Here is a 15,695-nt window from a genome sequence, read left to right on the forward strand (position 1 = left end):
GCGATTCGTCTTTGCTTAGGGATCTTGCTCCCTCTCCCCAAGGGGAGAGGGAGTTGACCGGATCACATCACGGCGCCCACCTGCCAAGGCACGAACTCGTTCTGCCCGTACCCATGCTTCTCGCTCTTGCTCGGCGCCCCCGACGCGGTCGCCAGCACCAGCTCGAAAATGCGCTGCCCCATCTCCTGGATCGACACCGCCCCTTCGACGATCTCGCCGCAGTTGATGTCCATGTCTTCCTCCTGCCGCTGCCACAGCGCCGAGTTGGTCGCGAGCTTCAGCGACGGCGAGGGCGCGCAACCATAGGCCGAGCCGCGCCCGGTGGTGAAGCAGATCATGTTGGCGCCGCCCGCCACCTGGCCGGTGGCGCTCACCGGGTCGTAGCCCGGCGTGTCCATGTAGACGAAGCCGTGCGCGCGCACCGGCTCTGCGTATTCGTACACCGCCTCGAGGTTGCTGGTGCCGCCCTTGGCCACCGCGCCCAGGCTCTTCTCGAGGATGGTGGTCAGCCCGCCGGCCTTGTTGCCGGGCGAGGGGTTGTTGTTCATCTCGCCTTCGTTGATCTCGGTGTAGTGCTCCCACCAGCGGATGCGCTCGACCAGCTTCTCGCCGACCTCGCGCCGCACCGCGCGGCGCGTGAGCAGGTGCTCGGCGCCGTAGACCTCGGGCGTTTCAGAAAGGATGGCGGTGCCGCCGTGCGCCACCAGCAGGTCGACTGCCGCGCCTAGCGCCGGGTTGGCGCTGATGCCCGAATAGCCGTCGGAGCCGCCGCACTGCAGGCCGATGGTGATGTGCTCCGCACTGCAGGGCTCGCGCTTCACCGCGTTCGCGCGCGGCAGCATCTCGTTGATGAGCGCCACGCCTTTCTCGACCGTCTTGCGCGTGCCGCCCGTGTCCTGGATGTTGAAGACGCGCAGGTTCTCGCCCTCGCGCAGGTTGCCGGTGGAAAGCCAGGCGTTGATCTGGTTGGCCTCGCAGCCCAGGCCCACCACCAGCACGGCCGCGAAGTTGGCGTGCGTGGCATAGCCCGTGAGGGTGCGCTCCAGCAGCTGCATGCCCATGCCTTGCGTGTCCATGCCGCAGCCGGTGCCGTGGGTGAGCGCGACCACGCCATCGACGTTCGGGTAGGCGGCCAGCGCCTGCGGGTTGGTCTGGCGCGAGAAGTGGTCGGCGATGGCGCGCGCCGCGGTGGCCGAGCAGTTGACGCTGGTCAGCACGCCGATGTAGTTGCGCGTCGCCACGCGGCCGTCGGCCCGCACGATGCCCATGAAGCTGGCCTCGCGCCGCGCGGGCGCCGGCTTCACGTCGGCGCCGAAGGCGTAGTCGCGCTCGAAGTGGCCCTTGTCCGGCCCCATGTCGAGGTTGTGCGTGTGCACGTGCTCGCCGGGCGAAATGGCGCGGCTCGCGAAGCCGATGATCTGGTTGTAGCGGCGCACCGGGTCGCCCTGGGCGATGGCGCGCACCGCGACCTTGTGGCCGGGCGGGACCAGGCCGCGCGTGGTCACGCCTTCGATCTGCGTGCCGCCGACGAGCTGGGCGCGTGCGATCACCACGTCGTCGGCGGGGTGGAGGCGTATGAAGGGGTTCATCGTGTGTCTTTCGTTGTCGGGGCTCAGGGCTCAGGGCTCAGGGCTGAGCGGGCACGGGGCTCACTGCATCAGCTTGGGCAGCCACAGCACGGTGGCCGGCCAGTAGGTGATGACGATCAGGCTCAGCAGCAGCGGCACCAGCCAGGGCAATATCGCCATCGTCGTGCGCTCGATGCTCAGGTTGGCGATGCGCGCCAGCACGAAGAGCACCATGCCCATCGGCGGGTGCAGCACGCCGATCATCAGGTTGAGCACCATCACGACGCCGAAGTGCACCGGGTCGATGCCGAGCTGGTTCGAAATGGGCAGCAGGATGGGCACGAGGATGGTGATGGCCGCGGTCGTCTCCAGGAAGCATCCTACGAACAGCATCAGCAGGTTGGCGAGCAGCAAAAATACCCACGGCTCCTTCGTGAAATTGAGCACCCAGGTCGCGATGTCGGCCGTCACGCCGGTGGCGGTGAGCATCCAGCCGAAGATCGATGCGGCGGCCACGATGAAGAGCACGGTGGACGTCGACTCCACCGTCTCGATGCAGACCTTGACGAACATCTTCCAGCTGAGCGACCGGTACCAGAAGAAGCCCAGCACCATCGCCCAGATGCAGGCCGCGATGGCGCCCTCGGTGGCGGTGAAGACGCCGGTGGCCATGCCGCCGATGAGCAGCACCGGCGTCATGATGGGCAGCACGGCCTCGAACTTGAACATGCGGTCGGCCGCGAAGAGCAGCACCAGCGCCACGCCCACGGCCGGCTGCGCGGGCAGCCCGAGCTTGTCGACGGCCAGGTACAGCAGCGTCGGCCAGGCGCAGACCACGAGCAGCTCGACCAGCGCCTTCATCACGCGCGGCCCGTTGAACTTGATGTCCGCGCCCCAGCCGTTCTTGTGGGCGTAGTAGGCCACCGTGAGCATCATCAGGATGGTCATGATGGCGCCCGGCATCAGGCCCGCGATGAAGAGCGCGCCGACCGACACGTTGGCCATCATCGCGTAGATCACGAAGGGCAGGCTGGGCGGGATGATCGGGCCCAGCGTGGCCGAGGCGGCCGTCACGCCCACGGCGAACTCGGCCGAATAGCCGTGCTCCTTCATGGCCTTGATCTCGATGGTGCCCAGCCCCGCCGCGTCGGCGATGGCGGTGCCGCTCATGCCCGAGAAGATCACCGAGCCGAGGATGTTGACGTGGCCCAGTCCGCCGCGCATCCAGCCCACCAGCGCCAGCGCGAAGTTGTAGATGCGGTTGGTGATGCCGGCGTTGTTCATCAGGTTGCCGGCCAGGATGAAGAAGGGCACGGCCAGCAGCGGAAAGCTGTCGATGCCGCTGACCATGCGGTGGATGACGACGAAGGAGGGCAGGTTGCCCGACCACAGGATGTAGACCAGCGACGCGCCGGCCATGGCCACCGCGATCGGCAGGCCGGCGCTCATGAGGACGAGGAATGCGATCTTGAGCATGCTTCTTGTTGTGGTCGTTGGGGGCGCGGATCAGCGGTCGGCCATCGTGGTCTCGGGCCGCTCCAGCACGCAGTAGCCGCGCCGCCAGTGCTGCACCGACACCTGCACCGAGCGCACCAGCATGGCCGCGAAGCCGAACAGGCAGACGCCGTAGACGATGTTCATCGGCAGGTCGACGATGGTCATGTTGGCGCTGTTGCCGATCTTCATCATCATCTGCACCGTCATCACCACCGCGGCGACGAAGAACAGCGTGCGCAGCAGGTCCACCGCGATGCCCAGCGCGCGGCCCATCGCCTTGGGCATGTGGCGGTAGAAGAAGTCGACCTGGATGTGGTTGTTCTTGGTCACGCCGACGGCCGCGCCGACGAACACCACGCCGATCAGCAGGTAGCGCGCGATCTCCTCGGTCCAGGCGGCCGAGTCGTTGAACACGTAGCGCGTGACGAACTGGTAGAGCACCGTCAGGCCCAGCAGCCAGAAGATGCCCAGCGCGATCCACGCCTCGAAGCTGGTGCCGGAGAGGTCCACCGCCTCGTCGGTGGCGTGGAACTCCCCGTCGTCGCCGACCAGCTTGTCGCTTGCCGCGTTTTCCATCACTTGATCGCCAGGATGCGGTCGTAGTCCTGCTGGCGGTAGCCGTGGTCGGTGGGCTTGGTGTTCTTCAACACGGCTTCGCGGAACGCGCCCTTGTCGACCGTGATGACGTTGTTGCCCTTCTTCTTGAAGTCGTCGACCAGCCGCGTCTCGGACGCGATGATTTCGCGGCCGGTCTTTTCGGCGGCCTCCTGCATCACCTCGGTGAAGATCTTCTTCTCGTCGGCCGACAGCTTGCCCCACAGCGGGCCCGACACGATGGTCAGCAGCGAGTCGACGATGTGGCCGGTGAGCGAGATGTTCTTCTGCACTTCGTAGAACTTCTTGGCCTCGATGGTGGGCAGCGGGTTCTCTTGCGCGTCGACGGTGCCGCTCTGCAGCGCGAGGTAGACCTCGGCGAAGGCGATCGGCGTGGCGTTCGCGCCCAGCGACTTGGGGAAGGCCAGGTAGGCCGGCGCATCGGGCACGCGGATCTTCAGGCCTTTCATGTCCTCGGGCTTGGCCACCGGCTTGGCGGCGCTGGAGGTGACGTGGCGCGCGCCGTAGTAGGTCAGCGCGGTGATGTGGTTGCCGCTCTTGTCGTCGTAGCCCTTCGACAGTTCCTTGAAGACGTCGCTCTTCGCGTACTTCAGCTGGTGCTCGGCGTCGCGGAAGATGAAGGGGAAGTACGACACTGCCAGCGGCTGGTAGGTGCGGCCCGCGAAGCTCGCGCCCGACAGGATGATGTCGACCGTGCCCAAGGTCAGGCCCTGGTTGATGTCGGCTTCCTTGCCCAGGCTGGACGCGGGGAAGACCTGGATCTCGTACTTGCCGTTGGTGCGCTTCTTGATCTCGTCGCCGGCCCACACCGAGTACTTGTGGAAGGGCTCGGAGGTCTCGTAGACATGCGCCCACTTGAGCTTGGTCTGGGCCTGGGCCATGCCGAGTGCGCCTGCGGCGAGCAGGCAGGCGGCGATCGTTTTCATCGCGAAACGCTTGGTGTTGATCGTCATCGTCATCTTCTCGTCTCCGTCGTCGGTTGAAGGAACTGGTTGGCCCGGCGCCAGCTCGCGCTGAAGCGCTGGTGCGATTTGTCCATGTGCGCGTGCATCGCGGCGCGCGCGGCCTCGGGGTCGTGCGCGGCGATCGCGTCGCGGATCGCCTCGTGCTCGGCGATGGCGCTGCGCCAGGAGCGCATGCTCTCGAAGTAACCGCCCAGGCGCGTGAAGATCGGGCCCCTGCGCGAGTCCCAGAAACCCTGCACCGTCTCGGCCAGCACCACGTTGCCGCAGCACTCGACCACGGCCAGGTGGAAGGCGCGGTCGCCCTCCAGCGGCATCACGTTGTGATCGGCCAGCTCGCGCATGCGCTCGATGGCGCGGCTCATGGCCTCGATGTCCTTGCGACGGGCCGTGCCTGCGGCGATGGCGGCGGTCTCGCCCTCCACAACCCGCCGCGCGCGGATCAGTTCGAGCGGGCCCCACTCGGTGCTGGGCGGTGCTTCGGGCGCCTGCTGGGTGCGGTCGAGCACGTACACGCCGGAGCCGGTGCGCACCTCGACCCAGCCCTCCACCTCGAGCGCGATCAGCGCCTCGCGCACCGAAGGCCGGCTCACGCCCAGCTGCTTGGCCAGGTCGCGCTCGGCCGGCAGCCGCGAGCCGACCGCGAACTCGCCCTGGGCGATCAGGGCGCTGAGCTGGTCGGCGATCTGGCGGTAGAGGCGCCGGGGTTCGAGGGTCTGGAGGGGCACGAGCGGGGTTTCAGGGTTGTCCTGGATTGGCCAAGTGGTCAGGCCAATTCAGAATACGGTCCAGCCTGCGACGCAGCCATCGGGCCAAACCCTGAACGGGCGCGTCGCTTCTTCTCTTTGCGCAACGATCGAGGACATCTCATGAGACTTAAGGGCAAGACCGCGCTCGTCACCGCGGCCGGGCAGGGCATCGGCCATGCGAGCGTGCTGGCATTGGCGGCCGAAGGCGCGCAGGTGTGGGCCACCGACGTCAACGACAAGCTGCTCGAGCGCTACGCTGGCGTCGCCAACGTCACGGCCGCCAAGCTCGACGTGCTCGACAAGCAGGCCATCGGTGCCTTCGTGGCGACGCTGCCCGCGCTCGACATCCTGTTCAACTGCGCGGGCGTGGTGCACAACGGCGCCGCGCTGCAGGCGACCGACGAGGACCTGGACTTCGCATTCCGATTGAACGTGCGCGCGCAGATGTGGGCCATCCAGGCCGTGCTGCCCGGCATGCTGGGCGCGGGCCGCGGCAGCATCATCAACATGGCGAGCGTGTGCTCCAGCATCAAGGGGCTGCCCAACCGCTTCGTCTACGGCACCACCAAGGCGGCGGTGCTCGGCCTCACCAAGAGCGTCGCGGCCGACTACGTGGGACAAGGCGTGCGCTGCAATGCCGTGTGCCCCGGCACGGTGGACACGCCCTCGCTGGCCGACCGCATCAACGCCAACGACGACCCGGCCGCCGCGCGCCAGGCGTTCATCGCGCGCCAGCCCATGGGGCGGCTGGCGCAGGCCGAGGAGATCGCGCCGCTGGTGGTGTTCCTGGCCAGCGACGAGTCGCAGTTCGTCACCGGCCAGGCCTACGCGGCGGACGGCGGCATCACCATCTGAGCCCGCCATGAACCAGCTCGACTTCGAGGGCCGCCATGCGGTGGTGACTGGCGGGGCCACGGGCCTGGGCCGCGGCATCGCGCAGCGGCTCATCGCCTCGGGCGGCAGCGTCACGCTGTGGGACCGCGATGCCGAGGCGGCCGAGAAGACCGCCTGGTCGCTCGGCCCCAAGGCGCACGCGCTCAAGGTCGACGTGTCGCAGCAGCCCTCGGTGGCCAAGGCGGTGGCGGGCACGCTCGCGCGGGCCGGGCGCATCGACGCGCTGGTCAACAGCGCCGGCATCACCGGACCCAACACCAAGCTGTGGGACTACCCGGTGGATGCGTGGCGCGAGGTGATGTCGGTCAACCTCGACGGCGTGTTCGTGTGCTGCCGCGAGGTGGTGCCGCAGATGCACAAGCAGGGCTGGGGCCGCATCGTCAACATCGCCTCGGTGGCCGGCAAGGACGGCAACCCGAACGCCAGCGCCTACAGTGCGAGCAAGGCGGCCGTGATGGCGCTGACCAAGTCGCTCGGCAAGGAACTGGCCGACACCGGCATCCGCGTCAACTGCGTGACGCCGGCGGCGGTGAAGACGGCCATCTTCGACCAGATGACGCCCGAGCACGTCGCCTTCATGCTGTCGAAGATCCCGATGGGCCGCTTCGGCACGGTGGAAGAGGTCGCGGCGATGGTCGCGTGGCTCTGCACCGATGAATGCTCTTTTTCCACGGGCGCCGTGTTCGACTTGTCGGGCGGGCGCTCCACCTACTGATCCCCAAAGAAAGGACAACATGAAACTCGTTCGCTATGGCAACCCCGGCAAGGAAAAGCCCGGCCTCATCGACGGCAGCGGCCAGCTGCGCGACCTGAGCGCGGTGGTCAAGGACATCGGCCCCGAGCAGCTCGGCGACGCCGCGCTCGACAAGCTGCGCAAGCAGAAGGTCGACAAGCTGCCGCTGGTGCGCGGCAAGCCGCGCTTCGGCTGCCCGGTGGCCAACGTCAACAAGTTCATCGCCATCGGCCTGAACTACGCCGACCATGCGGCCGAATCGGGCCTGCCGATTCCGGCCGAGCCGGTGGTCTTCATGAAGGCCAACAGCTGCGTGCAGGGCCCGAACGATCCGGTGATGCTGCCCAAGAACTCGGTCAAGAGCGACTGGGAAGTGGAGCTGGGCGTGGTCATCGGCAAGACCGCCCGCTACGTCTCGCAGAAGAGCGCGCTCGACTACGTGGCCGGCTACTGCACCATCAACGACGTGAGCGAGCGCGAATACCAGATCGAGCGCGGCGGCACCTGGGACAAGGGCAAGGGCTGCGACACCTTCGGCCCCATCGGCCCCTGGCTGGTGACGCGCGACGAGATCGCCAATCCGCAGAAGCTGTCGATGTGGCTGGACCTGAACGGCAAGCGCATGCAGACCGGCAGCACGAAGACGATGATCTTCAACGTCGCCAAGATCGTGAGCTACCTGAGCCAGTTCATGACGCTCGTGCCCGGCGACGTCATCACCACCGGCACGCCACCTGGTGTGGGGCTGGGCATGAAGCCGCCGCTCTATCTGAAGAAGGGCGATGTGATGACGCTGGGGATCGAGGGGTTGGGCGAGCAGCGGCAGGAAGTGATCGCGTTCAAGCTCTGAAGAACGCGGTCCCCGCTTTTGTTCCCTCTCCCTCTGGGAGAGGGAGCAAGACACTTCACTTCGCCGTCGGCATCACGAACTCGGCCCCCTTGCCGATGCTCTCGGGCCAGCGCTGCATGATCGACTTCTGCTTCGTGTAGAAGCGCACGCCTTCCTCGCCGTACGCGTGCATGTCGCCGAACAGCGATTTCTTCCAGCCGCCGAAGCCATGCCATGCCATCGGCACCGGAATCGGCACGTTGATGCCCACCATGCCCACCTCGATGCGCCGCGAGAACTCGCGCGCCACGTTGCCGTCGCGGGTGAAGCAGGCCACGCCGTTGCCGAACTCGTGGGCGTTGACCAGGTCCACCGCTTCCTTCAAATCGTGCACCCGCACGCACGAGAGCACCGGGCCGAAGATCTCTTCCTTGTAGATGCGCATGTCGGGCGTGACGTGGTCGAAGAGCGTGCCGCCCATCCAGAACCCGTTGTCGCATCCTTCACCGGCTTGCCTGGCCTCGAAACCCCGGCCGTCGTAGACCAGCGTCGCGCCTTCTTTCTCGCCGATGTCGATGTAGCCGATGATGCGATCGTGCGCGGCCTGCGTGACGATCGGGCCCATCTCGGCATCCAGGTTCGTGCCGTTCAGCACCTTGAGCGTGCGGGCGCGCTCGGCCAGCATCGGCACCAGCTTGTCGGCCACGTCGCCCACCAGCACCGCCACGCTGATCGCCATGCAGCGCTCGCCGGCCGAGCCGTAGCCGGCGCCGATCAGCGCGTCGACCGCCTGCTCCAGGTCGGCATCGGGCATCACCACCATGTGGTTCTTGGCACCGCCCAGGGCCTGCACGCGCTTGCCGTGGCGCGCGCCGGTCTCGTAGATGTAGTTGGCGATCGGCGTGGACCCGACGAAGCTGATCGCCTTCACGTCGGGGTGCTCCAGCAGCGCATCGACCGATTCCTTGTCGCCCTGCACCACGTTGAACACGCCGTCGGGCAGGCCGGCTTCCTTCAGCAGTTCGGCGATGCGCAGCGAGGGGCTCGGGTCGGTCGGGCTGGGCTTGAGGATGAAGCAGTTGCCCGCCGCGATGGCGACCGGGAACATCCACATCGGCACCATCACCGGGAAGTTGAACGGCGTGATGCCGGCGACCACGCCCAGCGGCTGGCGCAGCGTCCAGTTGTCGATGCCGGTGGAGACCTGGTCGGTGTAGTCGCCCTTGAGCAGCTGCGGAATGCCGCAGGCGAATTCGACGATGTCGATGCCGCGCGTGACCTCGCCCTGCGCGTCGGTGAACACCTTGCCATGCTCGGCAGTGATCAGGTGCGCCAGCTCGTCGCGGTGCTTGTTGAGCAGCTCCAGGAACTTGAACATCACACGGGCACGCCGGATCGGCGGCGTGTCGGCCCAGGCCGGGAAGGCGGCGCGTGCGGCCGCCACCGCGGCATCCACGTCGTCACGGTTGGCCAGCGCGACGCTGCCGGTGGCGGCGCCGGTGGCCGGGTTGAACACATCCTGCGCGCGCTGCGACTGCGGCTTGGCGATGCGGCCGCCGATGAAGTGATGAATGGGGGTCTTGGCGAGTTGCATGCGTGTCTCCTGCGGCGGCCCGGGGGCCTGGGTGGAAGGCGCCAGTCTAGGAAGCGGGCGAGCGCGTGCCAAGCCGCCAGGCGTGAATTGATTGTTCGCCATGGTGAACAATGCACCCATGGAAACCAAGAACATCGAACTGCTGTGGAGCCATCTGCATTGGCTCACGGTGCTGGCGCAACAAGGCACCTACACTGCGGCGGCCGTCCGCCTGGGTGTGAGCAAGGCGGCCATGAGCCAGCGCATCGCCGAGCTGGAGCGCGCGGCCGGCGTGCCGCTGGTGCAGCGCACCACCCGCAGCGTGCGCTTGACGGAGGCCGGGCAGCGGCTGGTCGACGACACGCGCGCGCCCTTCGAGCAGATCGCCCACAGCTTCGCGGGCGTGCGCGACCTGGCCGGCGTGCCGCGCGGCCTGTTGCGCGTGACGGCCCCGGTGGCTTTCGCGCGCCAGCAGTTGGTGCCGCGCGTGGCGGATTTCCTGCGGGCCCATCCCGAGGTGCGTTTGGCGTTGGACCTGTCGGACCGCCTCAGCGCGCTGGCCGTGGAGGGCTTCGACCTCGCGATCCGGCATGCGCCGTCGGTGCCCGACACCCACGTGGCCTGGCGCCTGTGCGCGACCCATTCTCTGCTGGTCGCGAGCCGGGCCTACTTGCGCCGCCGTGCCGCGCCACAGACGCCGCAGGACCTGTCGTCGCACGACTGCCTGCACTATCCGCGCGCGCAGGACCAGCCTGCCTGGACGCTCGAATCTGCGACCGGGCGCCGAGCCGTCGAGCGCGTGACCATCCCCGTGGCCGGCCCCTTCGCCGCCAACAACAGCGAGGCCCTGCGCGACGCCGCGATCACAGGCATGGGCATCGCGCTGGTGCCCGACTTCAGCGCCCAGGCCGCGCTGCAGGCCGGCAAGCTGGTGCGGGTGCTGCCCGACTGGCGGCCAGTGGGCGCCTTCGCCGAGCAGCTCTTCGCGATCCGGCCCTATGCGACGCACGTGCCGCGCGCGGTGACGGTGTTCGTGGCGTGGTTGAGGGAGGCGTTGAAGGAGGGGTTCGCGAACTGAATCAGAGGGCGCACGCGACGTCGATCTGCGAGTCATGCCTCCAGCCGGAACCTTTTGCGCCAGCGCTGTTACACATCCGCACCCAGAAGCAAGCCGGCTGCCCTCGGCCGGTGATCCAGAGTGCAATGAACACAACAGAATTCGAAGACGTGTGTCGCGCGACGGCCGACGCATTGCGAGTCGAAGCCCGCCTCGATGCCGACGGGCGTTGCTCGTTGTCGATCGATGGCGTCGAAGTGCTCGTGGACCACGACGAAGAAGGCGATGCGTTCGCCTGCTACGTGGACCTGGGCAGTGCCGAGCCCTTCAATCGCGCCGGAGTCTGCGAGCAGCTGCTGGCGCTCAACCTCAGCGAACACGCCCAGCATGGAGGCTCTTACGCCTTCGAACCCCAATTCAGCCGCGCGATCTTCTGCGCGAACTTTGCCGAGGCCAGCGTATTGGGGGTGGATGAACTCGCGGACTTGCTGCGCTACTACGTCGACAAGACCGAGCATGCGCGGCGGGTCGTTGTGGACCCTTCCATCGACTCTCATCGGACGGAAGACAGCACAAGCTGCCTGTTCGCGGGCCGCCTGGCCTGAGGGTCACATTGACATTGCCCACTTTCATCTATTGAAAAGGACTGCACCGTGAATGGTTCGCCCCCTCCAAGACCCACATATCCTCCACCGATTCACATGGCTTATCGAGGGATGCCCGTGAGGGCACTGGGCACGGCGTCTGATGCACAGTCGACCACTCCGGGAGCTCCGCTCAGCGAAGTTGTATCGATGAAGTCGCGGCAAGCGCCGCTTGGACCGGACGGGGGCCCGAAGTCTCGAACAAGAACGCTTGCTCAAGCTCGATCGGCAAACATGACCGACGTCGTTGCCAAACAGAAGAAAGGTGAGGAGCTCTCTACGGAGCAGAGCGTTAGGCGCGGGGAATATGCGAAGGCTAGGAGCATCGCTTACAAGCGGCTGGAAAAAAAGGTGCCTGCAAGAACGCCGTCGCCATTGCAGAAAGTGGCGGAATCACCGGATGGTGACGAGGTGGTTAACAGCACGAGCGAAAACCATCTTCCTCAAAAAGACGTCGCCGTTGATGTCATTGAAGCCAACCAGGAAAAGTCCGATGTGCTCACCTGCCTGTATGCCGAAAAGTTCGCCGGCATCGACGGTGTGCTTCTGAACCGCTTGCAAATGTTTGTCCGGGCTGCGACAGCTGAACAAAGCGAGCATGGTGATTTCGAGGGACGGATGCACGTCGAGTGCAGACGAGCGATCACTCAGATGATCGCGCACAGTCATCATTTTGACGGTCTTGTAACGCCTGCTCATTGGACGGAACTGGCCAAAGCGCTCGACGTCGAATTCGAGAAGATGCTGAACATGAGCATCGATCAGCAGGCCGAAGAGAAGCCGGTCCATTTGTCGTTCGAACAGATGCACAACTACATCAGCCCCATGAGGAACATCGCCACGACATTCGCGGACAAGGTGGTGGATGTACTTCAGACGGAGTGGCCGGCACTCATCGCTGCCGACAAGAAGCCGAGCACCGACAACTGATTCGGCGAAGCGCCGCAGCAGTCGTCGATCGCCACGCGCTCGCTGCTTCGAAGGCCAGGCAGCTCATCCCCGCGTTTGAGCTTCTTGCCCGGCCAGCCAGGCCGCGGCCTGCAGGCGCGACGTGACGTCCAGCCGCTCGAGGATGCGCGCCACGTGGCGCTTGATGGTGTGCGGGCTCAAGCCGAGTTCCGCCGCGATGACCTTGTTGCTGTGGCCTGCGGCCAGCCTGCGCAATACGCTCATCTCGCGCGGGCTCAGGCCGGCCTCGTTCGACGGGGCGGGTGCGTCGTCCGGCCGCGTCCCAGACGGTGCGCGTGACATCTCGACCCATTGCCTGAGCACCTCGCGACCATCCGCCGGGGCGACACCGTCCCATCGGCCTCTGGCGATCTCGTGCAGCGACGTCGACCCGTTCAGCAAGACGCCTCCGCATTCGCCCGAGGCCTGGAAGTGCGCCACGAGCGGCGCGACGGCGTCCCAAGCGGCTGACGCGTTGCCGGCCCGCAGTTCCGCGCGGCACAGCTGAACCCTGACAAAGGCGTCCAGGCCCACCCGGTTCGACGCGCGGGAGCTGAGGACGATGTGCTGCAGCAAGACGAGTGCATCTGAAGCCCGTCCTTCATGCAGCGCGATGCAGGCCTCCACGGTCTCGTGCAGCGGCCAGCGCTCGTCCGGATGCACCTCGGCCAGCAAGCGCAGCGGCCCGATCGCTCGACGCACACCCTCCCAATCGTCCAGCGCGGCGGCGCTTCGGCAGGCGAGGCTGAGATTCATGACGCGAAGGCCGATGTGGCGGCGCGGCTCGTCGGCATCCCTGATCAGGGCCTCCTGTGCGGAGCGCGCCCGTTCGACGTCGCCCTCCAGAGCGCAACAGATGGCGCGCAGCCGCATCAACGGCACCTGCAGGCTGCGCGGGTGGCCCAGCCAGCGGCTGTCGGCCTCGATCTGCCGGATCGTCTCGCCGGCTTCGTCGATGGCGCCGCTCCAGAGGTGCAGCCAGGCGCTCAAAACACCGGCCGCAGCCAATGGGCCCGGACGTTCGCCGGCTGCCACCCTGGCTTCCGTGACGAAGCGCTCCATGTGAGGCCGCACGCCGGCGCGGCCGATGAACAAGAACACGCGTGGCGTGCATTGATACCAGAGGTCCGGGCGGTTCGCGGCGTGCAGGTGGTCGACCATCGCCGCAAGGTGGACGGCCGGCCCTTGCGGCGGGCCGTTGTGGCCGGTATCCCAATAGGAGATCAACGACACCAGGGCGCGCGTCGCGGAGTCCGGGGCCGGACCCGGCAGGCTCGCGATCAGCGCGTGCGCGTCGGGGGCTCGCTGCAGGAACATCAGGCCCAGGACTTCGTACACGCGCGCTTCGTAGGCGTCGCGATGCCGGCCGGCTTCTGCGAAGCCCTTGGCGGCCTTTGCCATGGCAAAGCCCAGCGCGGGCCAATCCATCTCTGCCATGGCGCAAAGGCCGCGGGCGAACGCGAGCACCGGCGAGGTGTCGCGCAGGCGCTCCGGAAATTGATCCACGAGGCGCAAGACGAGAGAGCTGTTCTCGTCGGTGATGAGGAGCCCGGCTGCATCGGCAAGTTCGTGTTCGGCCTCGACCCACATGCCGGCGCGCAGCAGCATCTGCAGCCTGCGTGCGCGATCGGGCTCGAGCTGCGCCGCCAGCCTGAGCAATGGCGGAATGCGCTCCGGCGCGTCACGGCGCAGACGCTCTTCGAGGAACTCCCTGAAGAGGTCATGCAGGCGCAGCGCCAATTCGTCCCCTTCCAGGACGGTCACGAAGAGCCCGCGCCGCTCGATCTCTTCCAGCAGCTCCGAGGTGCGGGGATGGCCGCTCACCGCGCGGCAGCGCCGCTCGGTGAGCTCGGGCAGCACCGAGCAGGTCAGGAGGAAATCGCGCAGCTCCTGCGGCATCTGGCCCAAGACCTCGGACGCGAGGAAATCGAACATGTGCCGCTGTTGCTGCTGCCGGCGCACCGCATTCGTGCGGTTCGAATGCCGCTCGACCTCCAGGCTGATACAGAGCCCTGCGGCCCAGCCGTTGGTGCGCTCACGCAGCAGCCGGCGCGCGTCGTCGGCCTGGTCCAGGCCGGCGGCCACGCAAAGGCGCTGCGTCTCGTCGTCGCTGAAGCGGAGGTCCGACTCGCAGATTTCCTCCAGGTTGCGATCGGCGCGGAATCGCGACAGCGGCAGGGGCGGGTCGGTGCGCGAAGCCAGCACCAGCGTCCAATGATTCGGCAAACGTTCGATCAACAGTCCGAGAAACTCGAAGACCTGGGGCACCTCGATGCAGTGCACGTCATCGAGCACGATCACGCCGCGTTCGACAGGCATCGCCGCTAGCACGTTGGCAAACTCGCCGGCGCTGTCGAGCAGGCTGCCGCCCTGCCGTACGGCCTCGACCAGCCTGTCGGGCGCCACGCGCCATGGCGGATCGTAGGGTTCCAGGGCTTCGCCCAGGTAGGCCAGCAGGCGGCGCAGGTCGTCCTGCCTGTCGGAGGTGACCCACGCAGATGCATCGCGAGGGCCGAGACGCGCGATGAGTTGCGAGAGCACCGCCGTCTTGCCGTAGCCTGCCGGCGCCACCACGACCAGCAGCTGGCGCCGATGCAGTGCGCGATGGAGCCGCTCTTCGAGTTGGGTGCGCTCGATCAGGCCGGCGCGGAAATTCGGTGGCTGGATCCTGGTTCGGGCGAAGACCATGGATTGCATTGAAGCGAGAGAAGGGCAGAACTGTCAATCGGTTCAAGCCCCCCGCCCGTGCCGCCTGTGCGATTCAACGGTGCCGCCGCGCGTCGTCAAATGTCCCATTGACAGAACATTCGAAGTGGTCAACGATGCCCTCCGATGTCGTTGATGCCCCTGCCCAAGTACCACCAGATCTACCTGGTGCTGCGCGAACAGCTCGCCGAGGGCCGTTTCGCCGAGGGCGTGCCGGGCGAGCTGGCGTTGATGGCGCAGTTCGGCGTCGCGCGCGTCACGGTGCGGCGGGCGCTCGAGCGGCTGTCGTCCGAAGGGCTGATCTCGCGCAACCCGGGGCGGCGCACGCGTGCGGTTCTGCAGGTCGCCGCGAACGAACCGAGGGCGGAGACCGCGACGCGGGCCAACCTCCACGGCCTGCTCGAAAACCTCGTCACCATGGGCCTGCATACCTCAGTCAAGGTGATCGACGTGGCCACGGTGTCGGCCTCGAGCCAGGTGGCGGAGGCGTTGCAATTGCAGATGGGCGACGCGGTGCAGAAGGCTGTGCGCGTGCGCTCCACGCGTGAAGGGCCGCTGTCGCACATCACCACCTACGTCCCGAACGACGTCGGCCGCCGCTTCGGCCGGCGAGAGCTGGCGAAGAAGCCGATCCTGGTGCTGCTCGAAGAAGCTGGCGTGAAGGTCGGCCGCGCGCACCAAACGATCACTGCGCGCCTCGCCGACAACGTGCTGGCCGAGCACCTGGAGGTGTCGGTCGGATCGGCCCTGCTGGCGGTGCGCCGGCTGGTGTACGACCAGAACGAGCGGCCCGTGCAGTGGCTGCACGGCTTCTACCGGCCCGACCGCTATGCCTACGAGATGCAGCTGTCGCGCGTCGGCAGCATCGACGCCAAGGTCTGGGTGAGCAAGGACGTCTCCGCGCCTTTCAACTAGCCGAT

At 67.0% G+C, this 15,695-nt stretch carries 14 protein-coding genes; 7 read left to right on the plus strand and 7 right to left on the minus strand.

Annotated features, from left to right (window positions below):
- Positions 1 to 62: 62 nt before the first annotated feature.
- The 5 genes from B0W80_RS06105 to B0W80_RS06125 are packed head-to-tail and all read right to left on the minus strand — an operon-like array spanning position 63 to position 5,370.
- Positions 63 to 1,589 carry a UxaA family hydrolase gene (locus B0W80_RS06105; RefSeq protein WP_076998219.1) on the minus strand — a complete coding sequence of 509 codons (1,527 nt, stop codon included), beginning with the start codon at positions 1,587 to 1,589 and terminating at the stop codon, positions 63 to 65.
- Positions 1,590 to 1,649: 60 nt separating this feature from the next.
- Positions 1,650 to 3,044 (minus strand): TRAP transporter large permease, encoded by a 1,395-nt coding sequence (locus B0W80_RS06110; RefSeq protein ID WP_076998220.1) that lies wholly within the window; start codon positions 3,042 to 3,044, stop codon positions 1,650 to 1,652.
- A gap of 30 nt (positions 3,045 to 3,074) precedes the next feature.
- On the minus strand, positions 3,075 to 3,641 hold the full coding sequence (locus B0W80_RS06115) for a TRAP transporter small permease (RefSeq protein ID WP_076998221.1): 567 nt from the start codon (positions 3,639 to 3,641) through the stop codon (positions 3,075 to 3,077).
- The gene (locus B0W80_RS06120; protein WP_143684500.1) at positions 3,641 to 4,639 is read right to left on the minus strand and encodes a sialic acid TRAP transporter substrate-binding protein SiaP; all 999 of its coding nucleotides are present in this window, start codon (positions 4,637 to 4,639) and stop codon (positions 3,641 to 3,643) included. Before B0W80_RS06120 ends, B0W80_RS06115 begins: the two co-directional genes overlap by 1 nt.
- Positions 4,636 to 5,370: a FadR/GntR family transcriptional regulator gene (locus tag B0W80_RS06125; protein WP_076998222.1), complete on the minus strand. Its 735-nt coding sequence runs from the start codon at positions 5,368 to 5,370 to the stop codon at positions 4,636 to 4,638. Before B0W80_RS06125 ends, B0W80_RS06120 begins: the two co-directional genes overlap by 4 nt.
- A 141-nt stretch (positions 5,371 to 5,511) precedes the next feature.
- On the opposite strand from B0W80_RS06125, the gene B0W80_RS06130 reads away from it, so the two are divergent.
- From B0W80_RS06130 to B0W80_RS06140, 3 genes are read left to right on the plus strand one after another with little or no spacing between them, the layout of a single operon-like run.
- Complete coding sequence (locus tag B0W80_RS06130; protein ID WP_076998223.1) at positions 5,512 to 6,246, plus strand: SDR family oxidoreductase; 735 nt, start codon at positions 5,512 to 5,514, stop codon at positions 6,244 to 6,246.
- 7 nt (positions 6,247 to 6,253) lie between these two features.
- Positions 6,254 to 7,000, plus strand: a complete 747-nt coding sequence (locus B0W80_RS06135) for an SDR family NAD(P)-dependent oxidoreductase (RefSeq protein ID WP_076998224.1) — start codon at positions 6,254 to 6,256, stop codon at positions 6,998 to 7,000.
- Between the two features lie 19 nt (positions 7,001 to 7,019).
- A complete protein-coding gene (locus tag B0W80_RS06140; protein ID WP_076998225.1) occupies positions 7,020 to 7,868 on the plus strand; it encodes a fumarylacetoacetate hydrolase family protein in 849 nt (282 codons plus the stop codon).
- A 55-nt stretch (positions 7,869 to 7,923) separates the two neighbouring features.
- On the opposite strand, the gene B0W80_RS06145 is transcribed toward B0W80_RS06140, so the two are convergent.
- Positions 7,924 to 9,441 (minus strand): CoA-acylating methylmalonate-semialdehyde dehydrogenase, encoded by a 1,518-nt coding sequence (locus B0W80_RS06145; protein WP_076998226.1) that lies wholly within the window; start codon positions 9,439 to 9,441, stop codon positions 7,924 to 7,926.
- Positions 9,442 to 9,559: 118 nt separating this feature from the next.
- Between B0W80_RS06145 and B0W80_RS06150 the strand changes: the two genes are divergently transcribed.
- From B0W80_RS06150 to B0W80_RS34745, 3 genes are all read left to right on the plus strand, one after another.
- Positions 9,560 to 10,498, plus strand: coding sequence for a LysR family transcriptional regulator (locus B0W80_RS06150; RefSeq protein ID WP_076998278.1), 939 nt, complete (start codon positions 9,560 to 9,562; stop codon positions 10,496 to 10,498).
- Positions 10,499 to 10,623: 125 nt separating this feature from the next.
- A complete protein-coding gene (locus tag B0W80_RS06155) occupies positions 10,624 to 11,082 on the plus strand; it encodes a CesT family type III secretion system chaperone (protein WP_076998227.1) in 459 nt (152 codons plus the stop codon).
- Between the two features lie 273 nt (positions 11,083 to 11,355).
- Positions 11,356 to 12,051, plus strand: coding sequence for a hypothetical protein (locus B0W80_RS34745; protein ID WP_143684501.1), 696 nt, complete (start codon positions 11,356 to 11,358; stop codon positions 12,049 to 12,051).
- Between the two features lie 63 nt (positions 12,052 to 12,114).
- Here B0W80_RS34745 and B0W80_RS06170 read toward each other — a convergent pair whose 3' ends face one another.
- On the minus strand, positions 12,115 to 14,475 hold the full coding sequence (locus B0W80_RS06170) for a LuxR C-terminal-related transcriptional regulator (protein ID WP_143684502.1): 2,361 nt from the start codon (positions 14,473 to 14,475) through the stop codon (positions 12,115 to 12,117).
- Between the two features lie 435 nt (positions 14,476 to 14,910).
- On the opposite strand from B0W80_RS06170, the gene B0W80_RS06175 reads away from it, so the two are divergent.
- A complete protein-coding gene (locus B0W80_RS06175) occupies positions 14,911 to 15,690 on the plus strand; it encodes a GntR family transcriptional regulator (protein WP_076998279.1) in 780 nt (259 codons plus the stop codon).
- Positions 15,691 to 15,695: the final 5 nt, after the last annotated feature.

This window comes from Variovorax sp. KK3, from assembly GCF_001984055.1.
Lineage (GTDB): Bacteria > Pseudomonadota > Gammaproteobacteria > Burkholderiales > Burkholderiaceae_C > Variovorax.

Bases quoted from the DNA above. Each gene is read 5' to 3' on its own strand.
- B0W80_RS06105 (WP_076998219.1), bottom strand. From the start codon at position 1,589: ATGAACCCCTTCATACGCCTCCACCCCGCCGACGACGTGGTGATCGCA.
- B0W80_RS06110 (WP_076998220.1), bottom strand. From the start codon at position 3,044: ATGCTCAAGATCGCATTCCTCGTCCTCATGAGCGCCGGCCTGCCGATC.
- B0W80_RS06115 (WP_076998221.1), bottom strand. From the start codon at position 3,641: ATGGAAAACGCGGCAAGCGACAAGCTGGTCGGCGACGACGGGGAGTTC.
- B0W80_RS06120 (WP_143684500.1), bottom strand. From the start codon at position 4,639: ATGACGATGACGATCAACACCAAGCGTTTCGCGATGAAAACGATCGCC.
- B0W80_RS06130 (WP_076998223.1), top strand. From the start codon at position 5,512: ATGAGACTTAAGGGCAAGACCGCGCTCGTCACCGCGGCCGGGCAGGGC.
- B0W80_RS06135 (WP_076998224.1), top strand. From the start codon at position 6,254: ATGAACCAGCTCGACTTCGAGGGCCGCCATGCGGTGGTGACTGGCGGG.
- B0W80_RS06140 (WP_076998225.1), top strand. From the start codon at position 7,020: ATGAAACTCGTTCGCTATGGCAACCCCGGCAAGGAAAAGCCCGGCCTC.
- B0W80_RS06145 (WP_076998226.1), bottom strand. From the start codon at position 9,441: ATGCAACTCGCCAAGACCCCCATTCATCACTTCATCGGCGGCCGCATC.
- B0W80_RS06150 (WP_076998278.1), top strand. From the start codon at position 9,560: ATGGAAACCAAGAACATCGAACTGCTGTGGAGCCATCTGCATTGGCTC.
- B0W80_RS06155 (WP_076998227.1), top strand. From the start codon at position 10,624: ATGAACACAACAGAATTCGAAGACGTGTGTCGCGCGACGGCCGACGCA.
- B0W80_RS34745 (WP_143684501.1), top strand. From the start codon at position 11,356: ATGACCGACGTCGTTGCCAAACAGAAGAAAGGTGAGGAGCTCTCTACG.
- B0W80_RS06175 (WP_076998279.1), top strand. From the start codon at position 14,911: ATGCCCCTGCCCAAGTACCACCAGATCTACCTGGTGCTGCGCGAACAG.